Below are 23577 nucleotides of genomic sequence, written 5' to 3'. Positions count from 1 at the left end.
AGGGAGACCGGCCATGTATCTCAATAAAAGAGGCAAAGCTCCCAATCAGGCCCATGTCGGAATTCCCGAAGGACTGTATGAAGACGAGCATGGGCGGGACGGATTCGCCGGACCCGTTTCCCATCTGTACCGGACGCATCCCCCCACAGGCTGGGTACAGATCGATGGGGCGCTGAAGCCAAGAGCCTTTGTCTGCACCCAGGTTTCCATTACAACCACGCCATCCGCTGCCACCACCCCAACTCTTATGATGCAGAGCCGGGATGTGAGGCTGTACGTGCGGTCTTCTATGGAGACCATGGCCCATTTCGTCCGGAACGCGGATGGGGACGAAGTCTATTTTGTGCATCAGGGGACAGGGGCATTTGAGACGGACTATGGAACCCTGTCTTATGAGCCAGGCGATTATGTGGTGATCCCCAAAGGGACGACCTATCGAACCCACGTCGATGCCGGTCCTTCCCTGTTCCTCATAGTGGAAACTCCAGAACGAATCCTGATGCCGGACCGCGGACCGCTCGGCCAGCATGCCCTGTTCGACAAAGGTGTGCTGGTGGCACCGGAGCTTGGCCTCGTGGAATCGGCAGCGGACCAAGGCCTGGAATGGGAAGTCCACATCAAGCGGCAAGGGGAGACGACGCGAGTGGTGTATCCGTTCTATCCCATGGACGTGGTCGGGTGGAAAGGAGATCTTTGGGTCGCGAAATTGAACGTGCGCGATTTTCGGCCGGTCACAAGCCCCCGCTACCATTTGCCCCCTAGCGTGCACGCGACGTTTCAGGCGGGCGGATGTCTTATTTCTACTTTTGCGCCGAGGCCATTGGAAAGCGACCCTGAGGCGCTCCATGTCCCGTTCTATCATCGCAATACAGATTACGACGAAGTGCTCTTCTATCATCAGGGAGACTTTTTCAGCCGTGCGGGGATTCGACCGGGCATGTTGACCTTGCACCCGCAAGGCATCCACCACGGACCACAGCCGCAAGCGGTGCAGGCCAGCAAGGGCAAGACGCATACGAGTGAAGTGGCGGTGATGATCGAATCGAAGACACCGTTCACGGTGAGACCGGAGATGGAAGCGGCAGAGATCGTGGACTACGCGCTGAGCTGGAGCCGCTGATGAAACTCGTCAGTTTCCGTATCACAACTCCTGTCGGCCCATTCACGAGAGTGGGGGCCATTCACGGCCAGCACGTGGTCGACTTGAATCTGGCCTATGTCCGGTGGTTGAGCGACCAACACGAAGCACAACCGTATCGCCTGGCCAATGCCCAGGTGCCCTCGAACATGCTGGAGTTTCTTGAAGGAGGTCTGTCGACCATGGCCGCCGCCCGGCGGGCGGTTGACTATGCCGCCATGCTCGGTCCCTCAACGAAAGGCCCTGTGGGTGAAACCATTGCGCACGGTGCCGGCGACGTTCGGATCATCGCTCCGCTGCCTGCTCCGTCTTCACTGCGCGACTTTATTGCCTTTGAAGATCACATTGCCGCCACCTCGCAGAAGCGGGGACAGCCGATTCCGCCGGAATGGTACAAAGCCCCCGTGTACTACAAGGGAAATCACCGCACCATTATCGGGCCGGACGAAGACTTGCCGTGGCCGCTGGAGACAACGAAGTTGGACTATGAGTTGGAACTGGCCTGTGTCATTGGACGCACAGGCAAAGACGTTGCCGAACGGGAGGCGGAAGACTACATCGCCGGCTACACCATCATGAACGACTTCAGCGCACGCGACGTCCAGTTTCAAGAGATGGCTTGCCGGTTGGGGCCTGCCAAGGGCAAGGATTTTGCGACGGCCCTCGGCCCTTGTCTGGTGACTCCCGATGAGATCAGGGATCTCGGCGCCCTGACGATGACCGCCAGGGTAAACGGAGAAGAATGGTCGAGGGGGCGGTTCGGGACGATTCATTGGTCGTTCCCGCAGATGATCGCCCATGTGTCTTGCGGAGAAATGATCTACCCGGGCGACGTCTTCGGCTCAGGAACGGTGGGAGGCGGATGCGGGCTTGAATTGGATCGCTACTTGAAGCCGGGAGATGTGGTGGAGCTGGAGATTCAGCCGATCGGCTTGTTGCGAACAAAGGTGGTCGGGCCAGCGCCGAGGGGGTGACAATGAGTGTCATCACGGGTGAGCAGGCGGTAGCTGAATTCGTGCAACGGCAGCGTACGTTTTACGAGGGACCGGCGATCGATGCCAAGCTGGAGGCGATCATTCGTGAGGGCTCGCACTCCACACTCACGGAGTGGGATATTCTACAGATGCTGCGAACCTCCCGGTCGGTATTCTTCGACACCCATGTGGAAGTGGTGTCAGGCCACCACACGGCGACCTATCTGCGGTTCGATTCCATTGCCCGCTTCCCGGAGCTAATGAAGCTGGTGGCCCGGGACATGGCCGGCTGGATCGCACGGACATTTCAGCGCGAGCCGATCACCGGCATTGTAGCAACGGCGTCGGCCGCCAGATTGCTCGCGGAAGGGGTTGCGGACATTCTTCACAACACGATGCGATTGCGCGTGACGCTGACTCCCTATAGTGACGAGACCGGACGGATCGGAACGGATATCGCGAGCGGTGCGATCAATCCAGGGGAACGATTTCTGGCACTTAACGACGTCACCACCAGAGGAAACTGTGTGAGCAAGCTCGGGAAAGTCATCACCGACCATGGAGGGCTGCTGGCCGGGATGATGGTCTTCGCGCGTCGTGACAGCGGCCAATTCCCACTGATGAATGAATTGACCGCACAACATCCGTTCTATTACGCAACGGATCTCGACCTGCCACAGTGGGAGCCGGCGGACTGCCCTCTGTGCCAGCGGAAGACGCCATTGTTGTCATGGAAAGATATGCCTGAACTGTGATGCCGTTCGACCACTCTGCGGGAGGGCTTTATGAACCTGGCAGACGTGACGAGAGAAATCAAGCGAGCCGATCTGCTTCAGATGTATTACTACCTCCGGCTCACCAGAGCCCTGGAGGACCGGATTACGGCGCTCTATCGGCAGGGACGCATTGTCGGCGGGTGCTATACCAGCCACGGGATGGAAGCCATCTCCGTGGGCTATGCCTCCGCGCTTGAGCGCGATGATGTCATCGCCCCGTTTCATCGCGACATGGGGGTCTTTCTCGTTCGCGGGTTCACCCCCGGAGAAGTTCTCGCCCATTATCTTGGCAAACGGACCGGACCCACCAGAGGGAAGGATGGCAATGTTCACATGGGGGATCTCAAACGGGGGGTAATCGGCTTCGTCAGCCACCTGGCCGACAATCTGCCGGTCGCGACCGGCGTGGCGCTGGCCTTCAAGATCCGGGGAGAATCCCGTGTTGCCATTGCCGGCACCGGGGACGGAGGGACAAGCCGCGGTGATTTCCATGAAGCCATGAACTTTGCAGCAGTCCGTAAGCTCCCCGTCGTGCTCTTTTGCAACAACAACCAATACGCCTATTCGACACCTCAGCGTCTGCAGATGGCGATCCACGACGTGGTCGACCGGGCCAAGGCCTATGGAATGCCGGGCGAGATTGTGGACGGGAACGACGTGGCGGCGGTGTATCTGGCCTCCAAGCGCGCGATCGCGAGAGCCCGCGCAGGCGAAGGGCCGACCTTCCTCGAATTCAAAACAATGCGGATGCATGGTCACTCCGAGCATGACCCGGCCACATATGTTCCGCGCGAGTTGCTGGAGGAATGGAAGAAAAAAGATCCGATCCTCAAAGCGGAACAACTGCTCACACAGCTGGGTTACGGCGATGAGGCCTATTTCCATGAGGTCGGAGAGCGGGCGAAGAAAGAAGTCGAGGCAGGCCTGGAATTTGCCGAACAGAGCCCGCTGCCGGAAGGGCCGGAAGTATTGGAGGGAGTGTTTGCGGAAAAAGCTGAGAGCTATTAGCTGATAGCCAACCGCTTCGGAAGGAGCGCTTCTATGACGACTGAAACGGTGGAGCGGAAGCAGGAAGTCACCTATCTTGAGGCGATCTCGCAAGCCCTGGACGAGGAAATGATGCGCGACGAGCGCGTGTTTCTGATGGGCGAAGATATTGGCGCCTATGGCGGCGCCTTCAAGATCACCGAAGGCTTTCTCCAGAAGTACGGCGAGTGGCGCGTTCTGGACACACCCTTGGCGGAATCAGGGTTTGTGGGAGCCGCCATCGGCGCCGCGATGATGGGTCTGCGCCCGGTCGTCGAAATGCAGTTCGCCGATTTCATTTCCTGCGCCTTCGACCAAATCACTGAAGTGGCGGCCAAGAATCATTACCGGTGGGGAGCGGCGGTTCCGATGGTCATCCGGGCTCCCTTCGGCGGCGGCATCCATGGAGGCCCCTTCCATTCCGAATGTCCGGAAGGCTGGTTCTTCCACTCACCGGGGCTCAAGCTCGTGGCGCCCTCCACGCCCTACGATGCGAAGGGCCTTCTCAAAGCCGCGATTCGCGATCCCAACCCGGTCATCTATTTCGAACACAAATTTCTCTACCGGCGGATTAAAGCCACGCTGCCGCAGGAAGACTTCATCGTTCCCATCGGGAAGGCCGAGGTGAAACGGGCCGGCACTGACCTCTCGATCATCACCTACGGTGCGATGGTGCATCTGGCGCTGCAAGCAGCCCAGGTGCTGGCGAAAGACGGCATTGAGATGGAAGTGGTGGATCTGCGCACGTTGATTCCGCTCGACAAAGACACGATCTACGCGTCGGTGCGCAAAACCAGTAAGGCCATCATGCTGCACGAGGATAACAAGACGGGCGGGATCGGAGCGGAGATTGCCGCGCTGCTGGCAGAAGACTGTTTCCATTGCCTGGACGGTCCGATCATCCGCATTGCCCCGCCTGATACACCGGTGCCCTTCAGCACGCCCTTGGAAGAGTATTTTCTTCCGAAGACGAGCGATATTATCTCGGCAGCGAGGAAGTTGGCAGCGTACTAAGAGGCCGCATGTCTATGGACATCATTATGCCCCAGCTCGGAGAAAGCATCGCGGAAGGAACCGTTGTGAAATGGCTTGTCCCTGTCGGGGGGCTGATTGAAAAGGACCAATCCCTCTTGGAAGTCGAAACCGAAAAAGTGGCCTTGGAAATTCCTTCACCGGCCACAGGAACGTTGAGCGAGATCATCGTCCAGGAGGGCGAGACGGTACCGGTAGGAACCCGGCTGGCACGAATCGAGAGTACTCCTCTATCCGAAGTGATCAACCGGGTAGGGGGAGTGGTGGTCCGTCCGACTGAACCGACGCCCGAAGGCCATCATTCTCCTGTCGTCAGAGAACTTGCCAGGAAGCATGGAGTGGATTTGTCGCAGGTGACAGGGACCGGATCCGGAGGACGGGTGACCAAGAAAGACATACAGGATGTCATTGCTCGGAGTGGCGCTCCGGTTACGGGCGCACCTTCCAGCGGTGAGCGGTCAATGGGCGAAGAAATCGTGCCCTTCACCCAGATGCGGAGAACCATCGCCGAACGGATGGTCAGGAGCAGGCAGACGTCCGCCCATGTCACGACCTTCTTCGAGGCGGATTGTGCGGGCATCGCCAAATTCCGGGAAGGCCGTAACCTCACCTATCTGCCCTTTGTCATCCGTGCTGTGACCCGCGCCATTCGAGAGGTGCCGGTTGTCAACTCCGCCTGGGGCGAACAAGGCATTATCGTCAAGAAAGATATTCATGTCGGGATCGCCACAGCCTTGGAGGACGGGCTCCTGGTGCCGGTAGTGCGACATGCCGATCGGAAGGGACTGACGCAGCTTGCCAAAGAGGTGGCGGATCTGGCCGAGCGAGCCAGGTCCAAAAAGCTGAGCCCCGAGGAGGTCCAAGGAGGAACGTTTACGATTACGAACCACGGCGGGTTCGGCAGCTTGTTCAGCACACCGATTATCCATCAGCCGCAGGTTGCCATTCTGGGCGTCGGCGCAATTCAGAAGCGAGCTGTGGTCATCAATGAAGCGATTGCGATCCGTCCGATGGGGTATCTCAGTCTGTCGTTCGACCACCGGGTCATCGACGGGGCGACGGCGGATCAGTTCATGGCGAAGGTCAAGGGCTATCTGGAACAGAGTCAGTGGGAGCACATCCTGTGAACAGGACACAGCAGGCCGTCATTGTCAGCGCCGTGCGAACGCCGATGGGAAGCTTCAACGGGGTGTTCAGCTCCGTCCCTGCCACTAAGCTGGGCAGCATTGTCATTGCTGAGGCCCTCGGGCGCATCAATCATCCACCCGATCATGTTGATGAAGTGTATATGGGCTGCGTCCTCAGCGCCGGGTTAGGGCAGGCGCCGGCCAGACAAGCGTCGATCGGAGCGGGAATCCCCCACTCGGTCGGTGCGACAACGGTCAACAAAGTCTGTGGGTCAAGTCTGAAGACCGTGATCATGGCCGCGCAGGCGATTGCGCTCGGGGAGGCGAGGATTGTGGTGGCAGGCGGTATGGAGAACATGACCCGAGCGCCCTATTTGCTGGAGAAAGCGCGGCAGGGATATCGGCTGGGGCATGCGGAGCTGGTGGACAGTCTGGTCAAAGACGGTCTGTGGGACGTCTATAACAATTTCCACATGGGCCACGGCGGCGAACTCTGTGCAGCCAAGTACCGGCTCACGAGGAACGAGCTGGACGACTTTGCGTTGGAAAGTTACCGCCGCGCCCGGGAAGCCGTGGCGAGTGGGGCTTTCAAGCGGGAAATCGTGCCGGTTGACGTGCCGCAGCGGAAAGCCTCGTCCTTGACCGTCACGGACGATGAGGAGCCGAACCGGGTCGATCTGCGCAAGCTGCGCGAGCTCAAGCCGGTGTTCCAGGAAGACGGGGTCCTCACCGTGGGCAATTCTCCCTCTTGTAACGATGGAGCCGCAGCGTTGGTTGTGATGGCCGAAGAGGAAGCCGCGCGTCTCGGGCTCGCACCGATGGCGCGTCTCGTCGGCTACGCCGGAGCGGCGCTGGCGCCTGAATGGTTTACGATTGCGCCGGTGGAGGCGATCAAACTCGCGCTCAAACAGACCGGCCTGGCGATCGGGGACATCGATCTGTTTGAGATCAATGAGGCTTTCTCGGCAGTCTCCCTCGCGATCAACCGGGAATTAGGGCTCGACCACAAGAGAGTCAACGTCAACGGCGGGGCGGTCGCGCTGGGCCATCCGATCGGCGCGACCGGCGCAAGGATTCTGACGACCCTCCTGCATACGATGGAGGCTCGCGGTGCGAGGCGGGGGTTGGCCGGCCTCTGTATCGGGGGCGGAGAAGCGCTGGCAATCATAGTGGAGAGAGGCTAGCGGCTGTGGGCAAGAGGCCAGGGGTAGGATCGGAATGAACAATTCTGAGCGAGGGGCGAGACCTTCTGCGTTTCAGCGTAGGGCGTTTCTGACCCATCGCCCATCGCCGCGCACCTCTCGCCCGAGGCACTTATGACACTCGACGACATTAAGACGATCGGGATCGTCGGCGCCGGCCAGATGGGCCGCGGCATCAGCCAGGTTTGTGCCACGGCCGGTTATCGCGTCTTGCTGGTCGATGTCGCTGAACCTCCCTTAACGGAGGCCCTCTCCAAGATTCAAGCCGGCCTGGAACGAGCCGTGGAACGGGGCAGCCTCACCGACCATCAAGCGGGGGAGGTACTGGCGCTCATCCGTCCGATGGTGCAGCTCGAGCGATTGCGCGAGGTTCAACTCGTCATCGAGGCGATTCCGGAAGATCTCGCCCTGAAACAGGAACTCTTTGCCGAACTGAACCGGGTCTGCCGGCCGCACACGGTTCTCGCCAGCAATACGTCGTCGATTTCGATCACCAAGCTGGGGGCTGCCTCCGGCAGACCCGATCGAGTGGTCGGCCTGCATTTCATGAATCCTGCCCCCGTCATGCGACTCATAGAGGTTGTCCACGGCCTCGAAACATCCGAACGCACGTTGAATCTGGCACTTGAGCTGGCGAAGCGCCTGGGCAAGACGCCCGTCGTGGCCAAGGACGTGCCGGGATTCATTGTGAACCGGGTCCTGATTCCCATGATCAACGAAGCAATCTTTGCGTTGGAAGAAGGGGTCGCGACAGCCGAAGACATTGATCTGGCCATGACGACGGGGGCGAATCATCCGGTGGGGCCGCTGGCGCTCGCCGACCGGATCGGGCTGGACACCGTGCTCGCCATCTGCGAGGTCCTCTACCAGGACCTGGGCGATCCGAAGTTTCGCCCCTGCCCCCTGCTCCGCCGTTATGTCGAAGCCGGGTGGCTGGGGCGGAAAACCGGCCATGGGTTCCATCTGTATGAAGCTGCGGTGTCCAGCGGTTATCCGTCATCACCGAGCAGCGGATAAGGATTCATGGCTGATGGTTGACGGTGATCCAGGAGGCGAAGCATCATGGATGAACGCAAACCTCGGTTCACCTCTCTCTCGGGGCTCGACATCAATCGCGTCTACTCGCGCGACGATCTGAAGGGCTGGTCGCCCGAGCACGATCTCGGCATGCCGGGCAAATTTCCCTACACCCGCGGCGTGTATCCCACCATGTATCGGAGCCGTCTTTGGACCATGCGCCAATTCGCCGGATTCGGGTCTGCCGAGGATACCAATCGCCGCTTCACATACCTCCTCCGGCATGGACAGACCGGCCTGAGTGTCGCGTTCGACATGCCGACGTTGATGGGAATTGACGCGGATGACGTCCGGGCTCATGGCGAGGTGGGCCATTGCGGCGTGGCGATCTCGTCCTTGGCCGACATGGAACGGCTGTTCGACGGCATTCCGCTCGACCAGGTCACGACGTCGATGACGATCAACGGACCGGCCGCAGTGCTGTTCGCCATGTACCTGGCGGTCGCGGAGAAGCGCGGCTTCTCCGTCGGGAGCCTGGGCGGCACATTGCAGAACGACATTCTGAAGGAGTACATCGCGCAAAAAGAATGGCTGTTTCCGCCGGAGCCCTCGCTGCGCCTCATCACCGACACCATCGCCTTCTGCGCCAGGCAGGTTCCCAAATGGCACCCGCTTAGCATCAGCGGATACCACATCAGAGAAGCCGGCTCGACGGCCGTCCAGGAATTGGCCTTCACGCTGTACGACGGTGTGACCTATGTCGATGCAGCAGTCAGAGCCGGCCTCCCCGTAGACAGTTTCGCCCCGCAGCTCTCGTTCTTTTTCAACGTCCACAACGACTTCTTTGAAGAGATCGCCAAGTTCCGGGCTGCCCGCCGGCTCTGGGCCCGCGAAATGGCGCGCCGCTATGCCCCCCGAGACCCACGCTCCCTCCAGCTCCGCTGTCATGCTCAGACAGCCGGCTGTTCATTGACCGCGCAGCAGCCGATGAACAACGTGGTCCGCACCACGATGCAGGCGCTCGCCGCAGTGCTGGGCGGCACGCAATCCCTCCATACCAATTCCATGGACGAAACGCTGGCCTTGCCGTCTGAAGAGGCCGTGAAGCTCGCATTGCGTACTCAGCAGCTCATCGCCCAAGAGAGCGAAGTGACCAACACCGTGGATCCCCTCGGCGGGTCATACTATCTCGAAGCCTTGACGAATCGCCTGGAGGAAGGGGCGCTCGACTACTTCCGGAAGCTGGATGACAGAGGCGGCATGGTGAAGGCGATCGAACAGGGGTTTCCACAGCGGGAAATCCTCGATGCCTCGCAGCGGTATCAGCGCGAAGTGGAAGGGAAGGAGCGGATTGTCGTCGGGATCAATGACTATGTGGAGCGGGAGGAACGCCCGATCCCGATTCTCAAGGTCGGGCCTGAAGTGGAGAGCGAACAGGTGGCGCGCCTTTCGGATCTCCGCAAATCGCGCGATCCCTTCAAAATGGCCGGCGCCGTGGAGGAATTGCAGGAAGCCGCCTCCTGCGGCGAGAACGTCATGCCCGCTCTGATTGAGGCGGTGAAAGCCAAGGCGACACTGGGTGAGATTTGCTCAGCGTTGAAAGAGGTCTTTGGGCCATACAGGGAGCCGGTGGTGTTATAACGCCCGCGCTGGCGCGGGACTGGCTAGAGGCAAAGGGCTAGGGGCTCGAAGTAGGAACTGATTCTTTCCCTTCTGCCTCTAGCCTCACGCCACCCGCCCCTTCCGAAAGGAAGCCATGAAACTGGGATCTTTTGAAATCTATCCCGTGACCGACGGCCGGTTCAGGCTCGACGGCGGCGCCATGTTCGGGGTCGTCCCCAAAGTGCTGTGGGAGAAATGCTGTGCCGCCGACGAGCTGAACCGCGTCCCGCTGAGCCTCACCTGTCTGCTGATCCGGGCGCAGGGGAAGAACATTCTGGTGGACACGGGGTTGGGTTCGAAGGAAGACGACAAGTTTCACCACATGTTTGCCGTCGACCGGACCCCAACCCTGCTGGACTCCTTGAAGCGACTGGGTCTCGGTCGAGAAGACATCCACATGGTCATTAACACCCATCTGCACTTTGACCATGCGGGCGGAAATACCATGAGGGAGGCAGACGAGACGATCAGCCCCACCTTTCCGAAGGCCCGGTATGTGACGCAACAGGGTGAATTCGAGGATGCCGCCGGGGCCAATGAACGGACCAAAGCCAGCTACCGGCGGGACAACTTCGCGCCGATCGCCCATCGCAATCAGTGGGAACTCCTGCGGGGCGACACGGAATTACTCCACGGTATCACCGCCATCGTCACTGCCGGCCACACGCGCTGCCACCAGGGGGTCAGGATCGAATCGGAAGGGCAGGTGGCCTTCTTTCTCGGCGATCTGATCCCGACCGTGTCGCATCTCCCTCTTCCCTACATCATGGGTTACGACCTGCAGCCCATTCAGACGCTCGAGACAAAACGATGGATCCTGGACCGGGCCTGCGAAGAGAACTGGCTGCTGCTCTTCGAGCATGACCCGCTGATTCAGGCGGGTCATGTCAGGAAGGATCAGGCGGGCAGGTACGTTCTCCGTGAGGTGCAATCATGGCAGTAGCGGCGACACCTATCCGAGTCTTGATCGGCAAAGTGGGGCTCGACGGCCATGACCGCGGAGTGAAGCTGATTGCGCGCGCGTTGCGTGATGCCGGAATCGAAGTGGTCTATACCGGTCTCCACCAGACGCCGGAGCAGGTGGTGAGCACGGCGATTCAGGAGGATGTGGATGCGATCGGATTGAGCATCCTCTCCGGCGCGCACAATACGCTCTTCCGGCGAGTCCTGGCGCTGCTTCGAGAGCAGGGTGCCGAGGACATCGTCCTGTTCGGCGGCGGGATCATTCCCGACGAAGATCTTACCGGCCTCAAAGCGGACGGCGTTCGGGCGCTGTTCAGGCCGGGGACGTCCATGAACGAGATTGTGAACTTCCTGAAAGGGCTCCAATCATGAGACCGGTCTATATGATCAGCGGCGGAATCACAAAATTCGCTAAGGCGCAGCAGGATAAAGACTTCCGTCTCATGGTGAAAGAGGCGTACGACTATGCGCTGCATGACGTGCCGCGCTTTTCAAAAGCCATGATCGACGGAGCCGTCGGATCATATTTCTCCGATCATTTCACGAGACAGCTCAAGGCGGCGAGCATGGTGCAGGATTATCTGGGACTGTGTCCGAAACCCTCCAAGCGTGTCGAAGGGGGAGGCGCAACCGGAGGCCTGTGTTTTCAGTCCGCCTGGGAAGCCGTGGCTTCCGGGCGCATGAACTGTTGCCTGGCCTTCGGGTTTGAAACCATGTCGCGGGTGAATACCTGGAAAGGGAACGAGTTTATCGCGTTGGCCTCCGACACCAACTTCGACTTCCCGGTCGGCGGATTCTACAGCGGGTACTACGCCATGATGGTCCAGCGGCACATGCATGAATTCGGTACCACGGTCGAGCAGATGGCGATGGTCTCGATCAAGAACCATGCGAACGCCCTCTATAATCCTTACGCGCAGAAAGCCAAACGGCTCACGATCAAACAGGTGCGGGAGTCCCCGATGGTGGCCACGCCGCTGACGATGGAGGATATCTGCACCATGTCGGACGGTGCGGCGGTCTGTCTCCTGGCCTCGGAAGCGGTCGCCTCCAAGGTCTGCGACCATCCGGTCAAGATTACCGGCGTCGGGTCCGGTTCCGACGCGATGCGCATGGCGGACCGCCCCCACGGCAAAGTGCTGCTGCTCCCGCACGAGAGCGAATCGGACTATCGGCATCTGAGATATCCCGGCGTGCATTCTTTCAGGGGCGGTCGCATGGCGGCGAAACTGGCCTATGAGATGGCGGGCATCAGCAATCCGGGAGAGGAGTTGAGCTTCATCGAGCTGCACGACGCGTACAGCTCCTCGGAGATTCAGACCTACGAAGACTTGGGCCTCTGCAAGTATGGCGAGGGCGGCCGGTTCGTGGAGAGCGGTATGTCGTTCCTGTCCACCGTCGATTACGGCCTCGAGCTACCTGAGCGAGGCAAGCTTCCTGTGAATCCTTCCGGTGGATTGCTCGCCTGCGGCCATCCGGTCGGAGCCACCGGTCTGATGCAGGCCGTGTTCGCATTCTGGCAGTTGCAGGGCTCTATCGGGAAGCATCTGGGCGACGAGAGACTCCAAGTCCAGCAGGCCAAGCGCGGTTTGATCCACAGCCACGCCGGGACGGGGACCTATATCACCGTGTCGATCTTGGAGGCGGCATGAGGCGTGAAACGTATCTCGCGAGACAACAAAAGAAGATCGCCCGCGAACGACATGATCCGAGTTACGAATGACGTGCCACCAAAGGAGAGGAGCGACGTGATGCGAGAGAAAGGCACCATCCTGTACGGCATAGACCCGCTGGTCATTCATGATCATTACGACATTGATTACCGCCATAGCTACGCCCAAGACTCACCGTTCTTCATCGGGCTGACCAAGGGGAAGCTGCTCGGCTCACGTTGTACGGCGTGCGGGTATAGCTATGCCACTCCCCGTGCTCATTGTATGGAGTGCGGCGCACCGACGGCGTGGAACGAGTTGCCGCTCACCGGCCGCATCCACACCTTTACCACCTGTCACTATGGCGGTGAAGCATTCCTCAAAGACACTCCGTTCACGTTAATCCTGGTGGAATTCGACGGAGCCGACACATTATTCCTCTCGCGGCTGAAAGGCATGCCGCCGGACGAAGTCCGCATCGGCATGCCGGTGATCGCGCGTTTCGCCAGGACACCATCGTTCAAGGTGACAGATGTGTGGTTCGAGCCTGCAGACAAGGAGTGAAGCGGGAGACCCGGTGGCATTGGTCGATCGGGTCAAGGCCGGAGACGTCCATTCCGTCGCTCGTCTGATTACGTTGTTGGAGAATCATGAACCGGAGGGCCTCGCCATGCTCCGCCTCCTGGCCCCGGTCCCGCATAACGCAGCCGTGATCGGCATTACCGGATACCCAGGGGCCGGCAAAAGCACGCTCATCGATCAACTCGTGACCGCCTATCGCCGCGCGGGGATGAAAGTCGGGGTTCTGGCCGTCGACATGAGCAGTCCCCTGACGGGCGGCGCGCTGCTCGGCGACCGCATCAGGATGCAGGAGCATACGCTCGATCCCGGCGTCTATATCAGGAGCATGGCCACGCGTGGACATCATGGGGGGCTCGCCCAAACGACCGGCAACGCAGTCTTGGTGTTGGAAGCGGCGGGGTACGAGGTCATTCTGATCGAGACGATTGGAGTCGGTCAGAACGAAGTGGATGTGATGGATCTCGCCCGTACCGTGGTCGCAGTCGTGGCCCCCGGTCTCGGCGATGAGGTGCAGGCGATGAAAGCCGGGTTATTGGAAGTGGCTCACATTGTCGTCGTCAATAAGGGAGATCTGGCCGGTGCGGATACGACGTTGCGGGACCTGCGAAACTGGTGTCCGACCGTGCTCCGGACCGTAGCCATGAGAGGAGAAGGGATTCCGGAACTCGTCGCGGCCATTGCCGGGCATCAACGGCTGCGCGGCCTGGAAGGTTCGCCCGTTCGTCTTAACCGGAAAGTCGCTGCCTTGTGAAAAGCTGGAGGATGTCATGCCGCACCAATTGTTGACCATCACTCGCCATGTTGCGCGGATTACACTGCATAATCCACCGGCCAACGTGCTCAATCTCCCGGTGCTCAAGGAGCTCGAACTGGTTTTAAACGAGGTGGAAGAGGATGAATACGTTCGAGTGGTGATCGTGACCGGTACCGGACGGTTTTTCTGTGCGGGGGCCGACATGAATGAATTGGCACACCTCAATACCGCGCATGGCGGCTCGGAGTTTGCGGTTCGCGGGCAGTCCCTGCTCAGCCGCATCGAGCGTTCCGGGAAGCCGGTGCTCGCTGCCATCAACGGAACTTGTGTCGGCGGCGGGCTTGAACTGGCCCTGGCGTGCCACATTCGGGTCGCGGCAGCCGGGGCTCTGTTGGGGTTGCCGGAAATCAAACTCGGCCTTATTCCCGGTTTCGGGGGCACCCAACGACTGCCGCGCGTCGTCGGGGCTTCCCACGCGGCAGAGATGATCCTGACCGGTGAGAGCCTGGCGGCCGAGGAGGCTCTGCGAATCGGCCTTGTCAGCCGGGTCGTACCCCCGCATGAGTTGGTGGCACAGGCTGAAGCCATCGCGGCCCTGATGACGGCGCGGGGAAAGAACGCCATTGAGGCGGCGCTGCACGCGATCAGGGGCGGCCTCGACATTCCCCTGTCTGAAGGGTTGGCCAGGGAAGCGGAATTGTTCGGCCGGTTATGTGTGACTCCGGAAAAGCAGGAAGCCGTTCAGGCGTTTCTCGAAAAGCGGCAGCCGAAGTTTGCCGATGCGTGAAGAACGTGATTCGTCATGCGTCAACCGCCGGTTCCGTCAATGGTCACACGTCAATCGAAAGAGGAGAAGCGATGTAGAGAAATGGTTCCCTGTTGTTCCCACGATTGACGCATGTCGCATGACGGTTGACGTTCCGTCTGAGGTAAAGGATGCTCGCAGAACGTCTCGCTCGCTACAGCAGGGCGCTGGGCTACGATGACCTGCCCGGCGCTGTCGTGCACGAAGTCAAACGGCGAGTCCTCGACAGCCTCGGCTGTGCGCTCGGGGCTTGGAACGCGCTGCCCTGCCGGATCGCGCGCGGGATCGGTCGGACTGTCACCGTCCCCGATGGCGCCACGCTCTGGGGAACGACTCATAAAACGCTTCCTGACCTTGCTACGTTCGCCAACGGCGCGCTTGTCCGCTATCTCGACTTCAATGATACCTATCTCGCCAGGGAACCCGCACACCCTTCCGACAACATTGCCGCCGTACTCGCGGTCGGAGAAGCCTCTCGCGCCTCCGGCAAACGCGTCATCCAGGCCATTGCGCTTGCCTATGAAGTCCAGTGCCGCCTCTGCGACGCGGCGGCCTTGCGCCCGCGCGGCTGGGATCATGTGACCTACGGTTCCTTTTCCTCCGCCCTCGGCGCCGCCAAGGTGATGAAGCTCTCCGATGCACAGACCCTGCATGCCATCAACCTTGCGGGCGTCGCGAACATCGCGTTGCGGCAGACTCGGGTCGGGGACCTGTCCATGTGGAAGGCCTGCGCGTTCTCGAACGCGGCGCGCAACGGCGTCTTCGCGGCCACGCTGGCTCAACGGGGGATGACGGGCCCCGCTCCGATCTTCGAAGGGGAGAAGGGGTTCATGAAACTCGTGTCGGGGCCGTTCGAGCTTGCGCCCTTTGGTGGCGAGCAGGGAGCCTCAGAGCCGGTCACGTTCAAGATTCTGGACACCTATGTCAAGCATTACCCGGTGGAGTATCACGCGCAGACGGCCGTGGAAGCGGTCCTGGCGCTCAGAGCGGACATGCTCAAAGTAGAAGGAACCGATGCACTTGCGGGCATCACAGATGTCGAAATCGGCAGCTATGATGTCGCCATGGAAATCATCGGGCGGGATCCGGAAAAGTGGCGCCCTCAGACGAGAGAGACCGCCGATCACAGTTTTCCCTACTGTGTGGCAGTCGCGCTCCTCGACGGCAAGGTGACGCAGCGTTCGTTCGAAGCCAAACGTCTTGCCGATCCGGTTGTACATGAGTTGATCCAGAAGGTGCGCGTGGTTCCGCTGTCCGAGTTCACCGGCCGTTATCCGCTGGCGATGCCGACGCGGATTATGGTTCGGACGAAAGCCGGACACTCTTATGTCCAACAGGTGGATTATCCTCTCGGCCATCCCAAGAACAGAATGTCCGATCATGATGTCGAAGACAAATTCCGCCGGCTGGCGGCGGGGAAATTAGAGCGAGCCCGCATGAACAAGCTGATCGATTTCGTGTGGAAGCTCGACCAGGTCAAGGATGTCAGCGCGTTGATGCCCCTTCTCAAGCTGAAAGGCCGGGGTTAAGAGGCGAGACATGAAGGGCGATGGATCGATCCTCTCTTAACCTGAGCCTGAATGTCAGTCAGTCCCGGTCGTCGGAGAGCAGGATATGGATCACCCCGCCCAATCTAAGCCCCAACGCTTGCGTGAGCTGATCGAGCGGCAGACCGTCGTCCTGCCCGGAGCCTTCAACGCTCTGACGGCCATGCAGATCGAGCGTGCCGGGTTTCATGCCCTGTACGTCTCGGGCGCGGGTCTGTCGGCCGCACGAGGATTGCCGGATATCGGCTTGTTATCTCTGGCGGAAGTGGTCGCCGATGCCGCCTCTATGACCAAGGCCGTCACGATCCCGGCGATCGTGGATGCGGACACGGGCTTCGGCCCCCCGCTCGCCGTGATGCGGGCGGTGAAGGAATTCGAGCAGGCGGGGTTGGCAGGGATGCAAATTGAAGATCAAGAGCTGCCCAAGAAATGCGGACATCTGCCGGGCAAACGGCTGGTCTCGACGAGCGAGATGGTAAGCAAGATCTGTGCGGCGAGCGATGCCAGGCAAGACCGGGAGTTTTTCATTGTGGCCCGCACGGATGCGCGAGCCGTCGAAGGATTGGACGAGGCCGTGCGACGGGCCAGGGCCTATATCGATGCCGGTGCCGACGCGATCTTCCCGGAAGCGCTCGAGTCTGCCGACGAATTCCGCCTGTTTGCCCGGCAACTCGCCAGGGAGGGAGGCAAAGCGCCGCTGGTCGCCAACATGACAGAATTCGGAAAGACTCCCTACCTGAGCGTCGGCGAGTTCGAGGACCTGGGTTATCGTCTGGTGCTCTTCCCGGTCACAGCCCTGCGGATGGCGACGAAGGCTATCGACCAGATGCTGTCGGAGCTGAGAAGCCGTGGTTCGCAGCGCGGCCTGCTGGAGCGGATGCAGACCAGGGGGGAGCTCTATGACCTGCTGCGGTACGCGGAGTATGAGCGACGGGACCGGCACTTTCACTCCACGGAGGATGACCATGGCAGTGGGTGAGACCTCAAAAACTCAGGCGTACAGCCCGGGCCTCGATGGAGTCCTCGCCGGTGAAACCGCTCTGTGCCATGTGGATGAAGGCGAAGGGGGACTGAGATACAGGGGCTACGCGGTCAGCGATTTGGCGGGCAACGCCACGTTTGAGGAGGTGGCCTATCTGTTGCTTTTCGGCAAGCTCCCGACCTGGAAAGAGCTGAAGGGCTTCGCGATGCAGCTGGCGGCAGAGTCCATTCTGCCCGGCCCGGTCGAAGCGTTGCTCGGCATGGTTCCCCCCGCGGCTCATCCCATGGACATTCTGCGGACCAGCGTCTCTCTGCTGGGCATGACCGATGCGGAGGCCGCGGACAATTCCCATCAGGCGAACCTTCGTAAATCGCTCCGGTTGCTGGCGCAAATTCCGCTCATTATCGCCACGGTCCATCGGCTCGCCAACGGGAAACCCGGTCTGGAGCCGAAACCGGACCTGAGCTTTGCCGAGAATCTGCTGTTCCTCCTCACCGGGCGGAGAGGGGACGAGACGGCCCGGGCGATGGCCCGCGTGCTCGATGTGTCGCTCACGCTTTATGCCGAGCATGAATTCAATGCCTCCACCTTCTCGGCCCGGGTGACGGCATCGACGATGACGGACATGTACTCAGCCGTCACTTCCGCGATCGGCACGCTCAAAGGGCCTCTCCACGGGGGAGCCAATGAAGCCGTCGCAGAGATGTTTCTCGACGTCACGAGCGGCGACCGCGCGGAACAGTGGGTGCGGGAGGCCCTCGCACACAAGCGCCGGATCATGGGATTCGGCCATCGCGTGCTCAAGAAGGGCGACACGCGCTCGGCCATCATTCAACAACATGCCGACAGGTTGAGCCGGATCTGCGGCGACCTCCGCTGGTACGGGATCGCAACGACCATTGACCGCGTGATGCAGCAGGAGAAGGGGCTCTACCCCAACCTCGACTTCTATACGGCTGTGGCCTACCTCCTGATGGGCATTCCGCGAGAGCTCTACACGCCCCTCTTTGTATGTTCACGTATTACCGGCTGGTGCGCCCACGTCATGGAACAGCAGGATCACAACCGGCTGATCCGGCCCAGGGCGCTGTATACCGGACCGGCACCACAGATTTATGTCCACATTGATGGCCGTCGCTGAACATATTGCACAAGCCCGGCAGATGGACGAAGGCCCGCCACTGCTCCCGTGGAGTTCGTTCGCAGAGTTCTTGACCTCCCGAGTCGACGATCCACGATTGGCCAACCGGACATTCCTCACCTACTACGACGATGATCGACAACGCCGCTGTACATACAGCTATGCGGAGTTCGGCACGGCCGTTCAACGGGCCGCCGCTGTTCTTCATGACCAGGCCGGGCTCCGGCCCGGAGACCGTCTGGCGACCATTCTGTTTAACCATGACCTCACCGTGGTCCTGTATTTTGCTGCCTGGATCTCGCGAATCACGGTCGTACCGATCAACATCGAAGAGCCGACGGAGAAGAAGCGCTTTATCCTGGAGCATTCGGAGGCCTCGGCCGTCTGCTGCTGGCATAGTGCTGTCGAGGAAGTGACGGAGCTACAGCGGGACCTGCCGGCCTTGCGACATGTGATGGCGTTGAATGACGAAGGTTTCTTGGAAGGCGGGGGCGGGGAGGCTGGATGCAAGAGGGACGTGCCCCGTACGACCTCTCCCTCCCGGCCTCCTGCCCCCTGCCTGGATGATGTCGCCCTCATCGTCTATACGTCCGGGACGACAGGTCCGCCCAAGGGGGTGGTCCTGACAGTGGAGAATCTGCTGGCCGACGCCGACGCGATCGCCGATTGGCATCACCTCGGCGTAACCGATCGTGTGATGTGCGTGCTCCCGATCCATCATGTCAACGGAACCGTCGTTACGCTCGTCACGCCCTTCTATTGCAAGGGGAGCCTGATCCTCAATCGGAAATTCAAGAGCGCCACCTTCTGGCGGAGACTGCATGAAGAGCGCATCACCTGCGTCAGCGTCGTGCCTACCTTGCTGGAATTTCTTCTTGACGCGAACGAAGATCTTGGTCCCTACCGGCTCGACCGTTTCGGAGGATTCATCTGCGGCGCGGGACCGTTGCTGAAAGACACGGCCCTGCACTTTGAAGAGCGGTTTCATTTTCCGATCCACCATGGCTACGGCCTGTCGGAAACCACCTGCTATTCCAGCTTCTTGCCGAACGATCTATCGCCCGAGGAACATCGTCACTGGCTGAGCCACTATGAGTTCCCCTCCATCGGTGTGCCGTTACGGCATACCGTGATGACCATTCTCGACCAGAGCGGAATGCCTGCGCCGGAAAAGACACGGGGAGAAATTTGCATCCGTGGCGGAACCGTCTGCGCCGGATACTTCAAGCGCGACGACGCCAATGAGGCGGCCTTCAAATGGGGCTGGTTCCGTTCCGGGGACGAGGGATTTTACTCGCGGGACAACAGGGGGCGGCCGTTTTTCTTCATTTCAGGCCGGCTGAAGGAATTGATCATTCGAGGCGGCGTCAATATTTCCCCGCTGGAGATCGACGATGCGTTGAAGAGTCATCCGCTTGTCCAGTTCGCGATGGCCGTTCCATTCGAGCACCGGTACTACGGAGAAGAAATTGCCGCCTATGTGGTCCCGCGTCTCGGAGCCGCTACGGTGACGGCGCGGGACCTGCAGGAACACTGCCGCCGTCTGCTTCCTTTCTCCAAACGTCCGAAAATCATTCTCTTCGGACAAGAAATTCCCTACACCTCGACCGGAAAACCCAAACGCCTGGAGCTGAAAACCCGGCTCGCTGCCATCTTACTGGCTTACCGTGATCAGCAGTTTAAGGAGGAGTAACAGCATTGGTTCTGGACGACGAATCCGTAGCGGCTAGGCCGGAAGGAATCAAAACGGGAGGATGCTGCAGGTCAATGAGATTGTAAACAAGATGTGGTGCCGAGGGACAGAATCGAACTGTCGACACCAGCCTTTTCAGGGCTGTGCTCTACCAACTGAGCTACCTCGGCACGCCAGAAGAGTCGCGTTCTGGAAGGTGGTGACAATACCGCAGGAGCCGTGAGTTGGTCAAGGCCATTTGGGCCTGTCTTTTGGTCCTCTGGGAAAAAAGAAGGGCGGCAGCGCGATGCTCGTGCTGCCGCCCTTCTGTCTCTCGCTGTCGCTTACTTAGGGGCGACGATCTCTAAGAGTTCAACTTCAAACGTCAGGGTTGCGCCGGGCTTAATCGTCGGAGGCGATCCCCGATCTCCGTAGGCCAGGTTGGCAGGGCAGACGAGACGGCTTTTGCCTCCCACTTTGATCTGCTGCACGCCTTCGGTCCAGCACTTGATGACCTGACTCAGCGGGAAGGTGGCTGGTTCGCCGCGCTTCACTGAACTGTCGAACACAGTGCCATCGATGAGCGTGCCGTGGTAGTGGACCTTCACGGTATCGGTCGCTTTTGGCGTGGCGCCGGTTCCCGGCTTGATCGGGGTGATGACGATGCCGGAGTCCGTTTTGGTGGAGCCCTTTTCGGCTGCGGCTTTCGCGAGGTATGCGGCGCCGGCTTTCTTCTCGCCTTCGGCCACGGCTGCGGCTCTGGCCTGCTGGAGTTGCTGAATCTTGGGCCCGAACGCCTGGAGATCCGCTTTAGGGGTGCGCTTCAGGACCCCGTCGGTAATGCCGGTTTTCACAAACTCCAATTCCGACTCGCTGAGGGCAAACGTCCCCAGGGACTGGCTGATGGCCAATCCCAGGGCATACAGGGTCTTTTGGTCGTCAGTGGTAGGATCTCCCGAAGACGCCAGTGTGGGAGAAGCGGTCAGCAACAGAGCCGCAAGCAATGCAACGATGCGCATGGGTCATCCTTTCGTGATGGTGGCTCGATGATGAGATGGTGTTGTGTCACTCGTAAGATACGATACCGCTTCCGATCGCACAACTGAAAACGACGGAGCCGGGTCTCTTTAGCCATTTCAAAGGTGCAATCTGGTTAAGGGGGAGGCTCAGGAGTGTGCTCAAACAGCCCGGATGGAAAAAATGGCGGAGAGGGAGGGATTTGAACCCTCGGTAGAGATTTTAGTCCCTACGACGGTTTAGCAAACCGTTGCCTTCGGCCACTCGGCCACCTCTCCACGATAGGGCTGCGATGGGTCTCATGTCCGTGGGTCTATGACGGGCATGTTTTCGTCAGTGGGGAATCGTCCGCTAACGAGCGGGGTGATAATACCTCAGCCGGTATGAGCGGCACAAGTGAAAGGTCTTATCGAACAGAGGGAAAGTGCCAGTCCGACTTTGCTATGTCCCATTGTACCCTTCTCAGGCATTGGAGGACTTGTTCAAACCATGCTCTGGCGGTCACCAGGAGACGGTTTGCGGCCGGATGTGATTGACGCGGGCGCTGAGGCGTTTGGGCTTGGACTGTACCGAGGATGTTCCGCGGGCGCTTGGGGTGTTCGTGACGGTCATGAATCGCGGCCACTTTCAAGGGCGAGAGCGTATAGCGAGGTTCACTGGTGCTCGGGCGAACCACGCCGCTTAGTGCGAGCAGTTGCAGGGCTTTCCGTTTTTGTGCGCGAGTGCGGCGGTAACGATTCCATCGTGTGAGGGGCATCATACCTCTCTCCTCTGCCTGCGGTGGAAGAGCGACTTCACGGTTGTAGGTAGCCTACATCCAGATAATTTCGCCCAGGTTTTTGCCGATCGCATTTTGCCGGTGACACTGTGTGCAAAGGGCATGCAACTTCACGGTTCCAGGCTCAGGTGCGGGAGTTAGCCTGAGTTGGTACTGATGACCCCCGCAGAATACGCAGGGCTTCCCTTTCACTTCTCGGCTAATCGCTCCAACTTTGCCGATGTGCTTTTCCATGGGGCGTCCTCCTTCCGCTGGTCAGCCCGTTTGTTGTGGCGCGCGTACTCCGGTGCCTTTCGTCATCTGACCGGTGAGAGCGACATGCGACAAGATACGAGGTCCCGGTGAGGTGTGAAATACCGTAGAGGTAGGGTGTGCTTCCTAAAAGGAGGGACGCGTTTCGTCAGCCGCACCGGCAGATATCAGGTGTTCGGTCTATCCAACTTCTGGGGGATAGTGATGCCCGTCGTGAAGTAGTAACGTAAGAACCTGAACGAATCACCCAGGGGAGAATCATGTACCTAAAGTCCTTGGCAACGATCACGATTGACTGCGTGTTGAGTTCGGTGGCACCGCAGTACCGGGCGGATGGCTGTATTTATGAGATGTCCGGGACGGATCGACGGCTGAGAACTCCCGGCTCTCTCAAGGCGGGGGACTTGGTCAGGGTGCGTCTCTGGTTACCGGACGACGACACCCATGTTTTTATCCGGCTGGCAGAGGTCCGGTGGGTCAGAAATCAATGGGTCGGTATCGACTTCATTACGGTCGATGCGCGCGAGAGAGCGCGGTTGGAACGATACTCAGAGCAGCAGCGGAAAGAGCCCGTGAGTCAACCCTGTGAGCAAATCCTGATTCGCGCGTAGTAGTCGCTGCCTGTGGGAATGGAATCCGGTCTGTAAGAACAGGATTCTGAGACAGCGGTTAATGGCGGGGGGGCGAGATTTGAAGCCCGCGAAGCCTCCGGGACTATAGGTGCTGATCTCGTCCCATCCTTTCGTTTTCAATCACTTACAGTAGATTTAGGGGCAGGGGCGGAACCGATCAAGATTGATCGGACTGGATAGTTCTGCCACTGTTTAGCCACAGGTGTGGTGCCCCCCAATCTTTAGATCATGCTAATTGTCTATGACATGCCCGTTTCTTTGAGGGGCGAGATTCCTTTTAGGAACAAGCTATTAGAAAAAAGGCGTCGCTTTGTCGGTATACGGGCGTTGCAAACGGAATCCCACGCTCTAGCCTCCCTTAACTAAGACAAAAGGGAAACTGACGGTCATTGGGAACGAGAAAGCTGCTTCCTGAACAGTGCAAGGAACATCACGGTCCCAACCTAAAAGCAGCAGAGTGGAGGGTTAGGGAACGCTATTGAACCGGATGTTATCGATCCGTCTGAGAGTGGATCCGTCTGGTGGTCAGTTCCGGTCTCCATCGCTGCCACCGCTGGCAGATGACACCCTCCTTGTCCAGAATGAGCCTAAACTAGGTGTTCATAAAATCCGGGTAGAACCCCTCTTCCGTTTTGATGCAGGGATTTCCATACGAGAATGCAGATCATATGGCCTAGGCAGCTCTAAATTCCCCATTAGATGCGTAGATACCACGATTCGCGAAGTGGCATCGGCCTTGCTCATAGTCATCACGTAATACAGCTGACACCCATCAGACTAGAGAGCTTTATTCAAATTGAGTGTGGAGTGATGAGATGGCGCGACTGGCGACGCAGGAAGAGGTTT

Annotated in this window: 21 protein-coding genes and 2 tRNA genes; 20 read left to right on the top strand and 3 right to left on the bottom strand. The window is 59.6% G+C overall.

From position 1 onward, the window contains the following. Positions 1-13 precede the first annotated feature (13 nt). The 19 genes from ACO9S2_RS00820 to ACO9S2_RS00730 all read left to right on the top strand — a co-directional run bounded on the left by ACO9S2_RS00820 (position 14) and on the right by ACO9S2_RS00730 (position 20073). A complete protein-coding gene (locus tag ACO9S2_RS00820; protein ID WP_423719858.1) occupies positions 14-1120 on the top strand; it encodes a homogentisate 1,2-dioxygenase in 1107 nt (368 codons plus the stop codon). Then, positions 1120-2112 carry a fumarylacetoacetate hydrolase family protein gene (locus ACO9S2_RS00815; protein ID WP_423719857.1) on the top strand — a complete coding sequence of 331 codons (993 nt, stop codon included), beginning with the start codon at positions 1120-1122 and terminating at the stop codon, positions 2110-2112. The genes ACO9S2_RS00820 and ACO9S2_RS00815 overlap by 1 nt, the downstream gene beginning before the upstream one ends. Positions 2113-2114: 2 nt before the next feature. Next, the gene (locus ACO9S2_RS00810) at positions 2115-2867 is read left to right on the top strand and encodes a hypothetical protein (RefSeq protein ID WP_423719856.1); all 753 of its coding nucleotides are present in this window, start codon (positions 2115-2117) and stop codon (positions 2865-2867) included. A gap of 30 nt (positions 2868-2897) precedes the next feature. Beyond that, the gene (locus ACO9S2_RS00805) at positions 2898-3896 is read left to right on the top strand and encodes a thiamine pyrophosphate-dependent dehydrogenase E1 component subunit alpha (RefSeq protein WP_423719855.1); all 999 of its coding nucleotides are present in this window, start codon (positions 2898-2900) and stop codon (positions 3894-3896) included. A 33-nt stretch (positions 3897-3929) separates the two neighbouring features. Then, positions 3930-4928, top strand: a complete 999-nt coding sequence (locus ACO9S2_RS00800) for an alpha-ketoacid dehydrogenase subunit beta (protein ID WP_423719854.1) — start codon at positions 3930-3932, stop codon at positions 4926-4928. A gap of 8 nt (positions 4929-4936) precedes the next feature. Further along, the gene (locus ACO9S2_RS00795; protein WP_423719853.1) at positions 4937-6073 is read left to right on the top strand and encodes a dihydrolipoamide acetyltransferase family protein; all 1137 of its coding nucleotides are present in this window, start codon (positions 4937-4939) and stop codon (positions 6071-6073) included. Next, on the top strand, positions 6070-7257 hold the full coding sequence (locus ACO9S2_RS00790; protein WP_423719852.1) for a thiolase family protein: 1188 nt from the start codon (positions 6070-6072) through the stop codon (positions 7255-7257). Before ACO9S2_RS00795 ends, ACO9S2_RS00790 begins: the two co-directional genes overlap by 4 nt. A gap of 132 nt (positions 7258-7389) precedes the next feature. Further along, positions 7390-8292: a 3-hydroxyacyl-CoA dehydrogenase family protein gene (locus tag ACO9S2_RS00785; protein ID WP_423719851.1), complete on the top strand. Its 903-nt coding sequence runs from the start codon at positions 7390-7392 to the stop codon at positions 8290-8292. A 45-nt stretch (positions 8293-8337) separates the two neighbouring features. Further along, positions 8338-9933, top strand: coding sequence for an acyl-CoA mutase large subunit family protein (locus tag ACO9S2_RS00780; RefSeq protein WP_423719850.1), 1596 nt, complete (start codon positions 8338-8340; stop codon positions 9931-9933). A gap of 115 nt (positions 9934-10048) precedes the next feature. Then, the gene (locus ACO9S2_RS00775; protein ID WP_423719849.1) at positions 10049-10897 is read left to right on the top strand and encodes an MBL fold metallo-hydrolase; all 849 of its coding nucleotides are present in this window, start codon (positions 10049-10051) and stop codon (positions 10895-10897) included. After that, positions 10888-11289 carry a cobalamin B12-binding domain-containing protein gene (locus ACO9S2_RS00770; protein WP_423719848.1) on the top strand — a complete coding sequence of 134 codons (402 nt, stop codon included), beginning with the start codon at positions 10888-10890 and terminating at the stop codon, positions 11287-11289. Before ACO9S2_RS00775 ends, ACO9S2_RS00770 begins: the two co-directional genes overlap by 10 nt. After that, a complete protein-coding gene (locus tag ACO9S2_RS00765; protein WP_423719847.1) occupies positions 11286-12569 on the top strand; it encodes a thiolase C-terminal domain-containing protein in 1284 nt (427 codons plus the stop codon). The genes ACO9S2_RS00770 and ACO9S2_RS00765 overlap by 4 nt, the downstream gene beginning before the upstream one ends. Positions 12570-12668: 99 nt before the next feature. Continuing rightward, entirely contained in the window at positions 12669-13133 is a 465-nt protein-coding gene (locus ACO9S2_RS00760) for a Zn-ribbon domain-containing OB-fold protein (RefSeq protein ID WP_423720687.1), read from the top strand. 13 nt (positions 13134-13146) lie between these two features. Continuing rightward, positions 13147-13902: a methylmalonyl Co-A mutase-associated GTPase MeaB gene (gene meaB, locus ACO9S2_RS00755; RefSeq protein ID WP_423719846.1), complete on the top strand. Its 756-nt coding sequence runs from the start codon at positions 13147-13149 to the stop codon at positions 13900-13902. 16 nt (positions 13903-13918) lie between these two features. Further along, positions 13919-14692 carry an enoyl-CoA hydratase-related protein gene (locus tag ACO9S2_RS00750; protein ID WP_423719845.1) on the top strand — a complete coding sequence of 258 codons (774 nt, stop codon included), beginning with the start codon at positions 13919-13921 and terminating at the stop codon, positions 14690-14692. Between the two features lie 149 nt (positions 14693-14841). After that, positions 14842-16239, top strand: coding sequence for an MmgE/PrpD family protein (locus tag ACO9S2_RS00745; protein ID WP_423719844.1), 1398 nt, complete (start codon positions 14842-14844; stop codon positions 16237-16239). 85 nt (positions 16240-16324) lie between these two features. Continuing rightward, entirely contained in the window at positions 16325-17236 is a 912-nt protein-coding gene (prpB, locus tag ACO9S2_RS00740; protein ID WP_423719843.1) for a methylisocitrate lyase, read from the top strand. Beyond that, entirely contained in the window at positions 17223-18380 is a 1158-nt protein-coding gene (locus tag ACO9S2_RS00735; RefSeq protein ID WP_423719842.1) for a citrate/2-methylcitrate synthase, read from the top strand. Before prpB ends, ACO9S2_RS00735 begins: the two co-directional genes overlap by 14 nt. Then, positions 18355-20073 carry a class I adenylate-forming enzyme family protein gene (locus ACO9S2_RS00730; RefSeq protein ID WP_423719841.1) on the top strand — a complete coding sequence of 573 codons (1719 nt, stop codon included), beginning with the start codon at positions 18355-18357 and terminating at the stop codon, positions 20071-20073. The genes ACO9S2_RS00735 and ACO9S2_RS00730 overlap by 26 nt, the downstream gene beginning before the upstream one ends. A 94-nt stretch (positions 20074-20167) precedes the next feature. Here ACO9S2_RS00730 and ACO9S2_RS00725 read toward each other — a convergent pair. The 3 genes from ACO9S2_RS00725 to ACO9S2_RS00715 form a co-directional block, all read right to left on the bottom strand. Next, positions 20168-20243 (bottom strand) — tRNA-Phe (locus ACO9S2_RS00725). 153 nt (positions 20244-20396) lie between these two features. Continuing rightward, on the bottom strand, positions 20397-21071 hold the full coding sequence (locus tag ACO9S2_RS00720) for an FKBP-type peptidyl-prolyl cis-trans isomerase (protein WP_423719840.1): 675 nt from the start codon (positions 21069-21071) through the stop codon (positions 20397-20399). A gap of 182 nt (positions 21072-21253) precedes the next feature. Further along, positions 21254-21347: transfer RNA gene (locus tag ACO9S2_RS00715), tRNA-Ser, on the bottom strand. Between the two features lie 1012 nt (positions 21348-22359). On the opposite strand from ACO9S2_RS00715, the gene ACO9S2_RS00710 reads away from it, so the two are divergent. Next, positions 22360-22710 (top strand): PilZ domain-containing protein, encoded by a 351-nt coding sequence (locus tag ACO9S2_RS00710; protein ID WP_423719839.1) that lies wholly within the window; start codon positions 22360-22362, stop codon positions 22708-22710. The last annotated feature ends 867 nt before the right edge of the window (positions 22711-23577 follow it).

The organism is Nitrospira sp. NS4 (assembly GCF_049546785.1).
Lineage (GTDB): Bacteria > Nitrospirota > Nitrospiria > Nitrospirales > Nitrospiraceae > Nitrospira_D.
The sequence above is the reverse complement of the archived record's forward strand: the minus strand, read 5'-3'. Positions and strand labels throughout refer to the sequence as shown.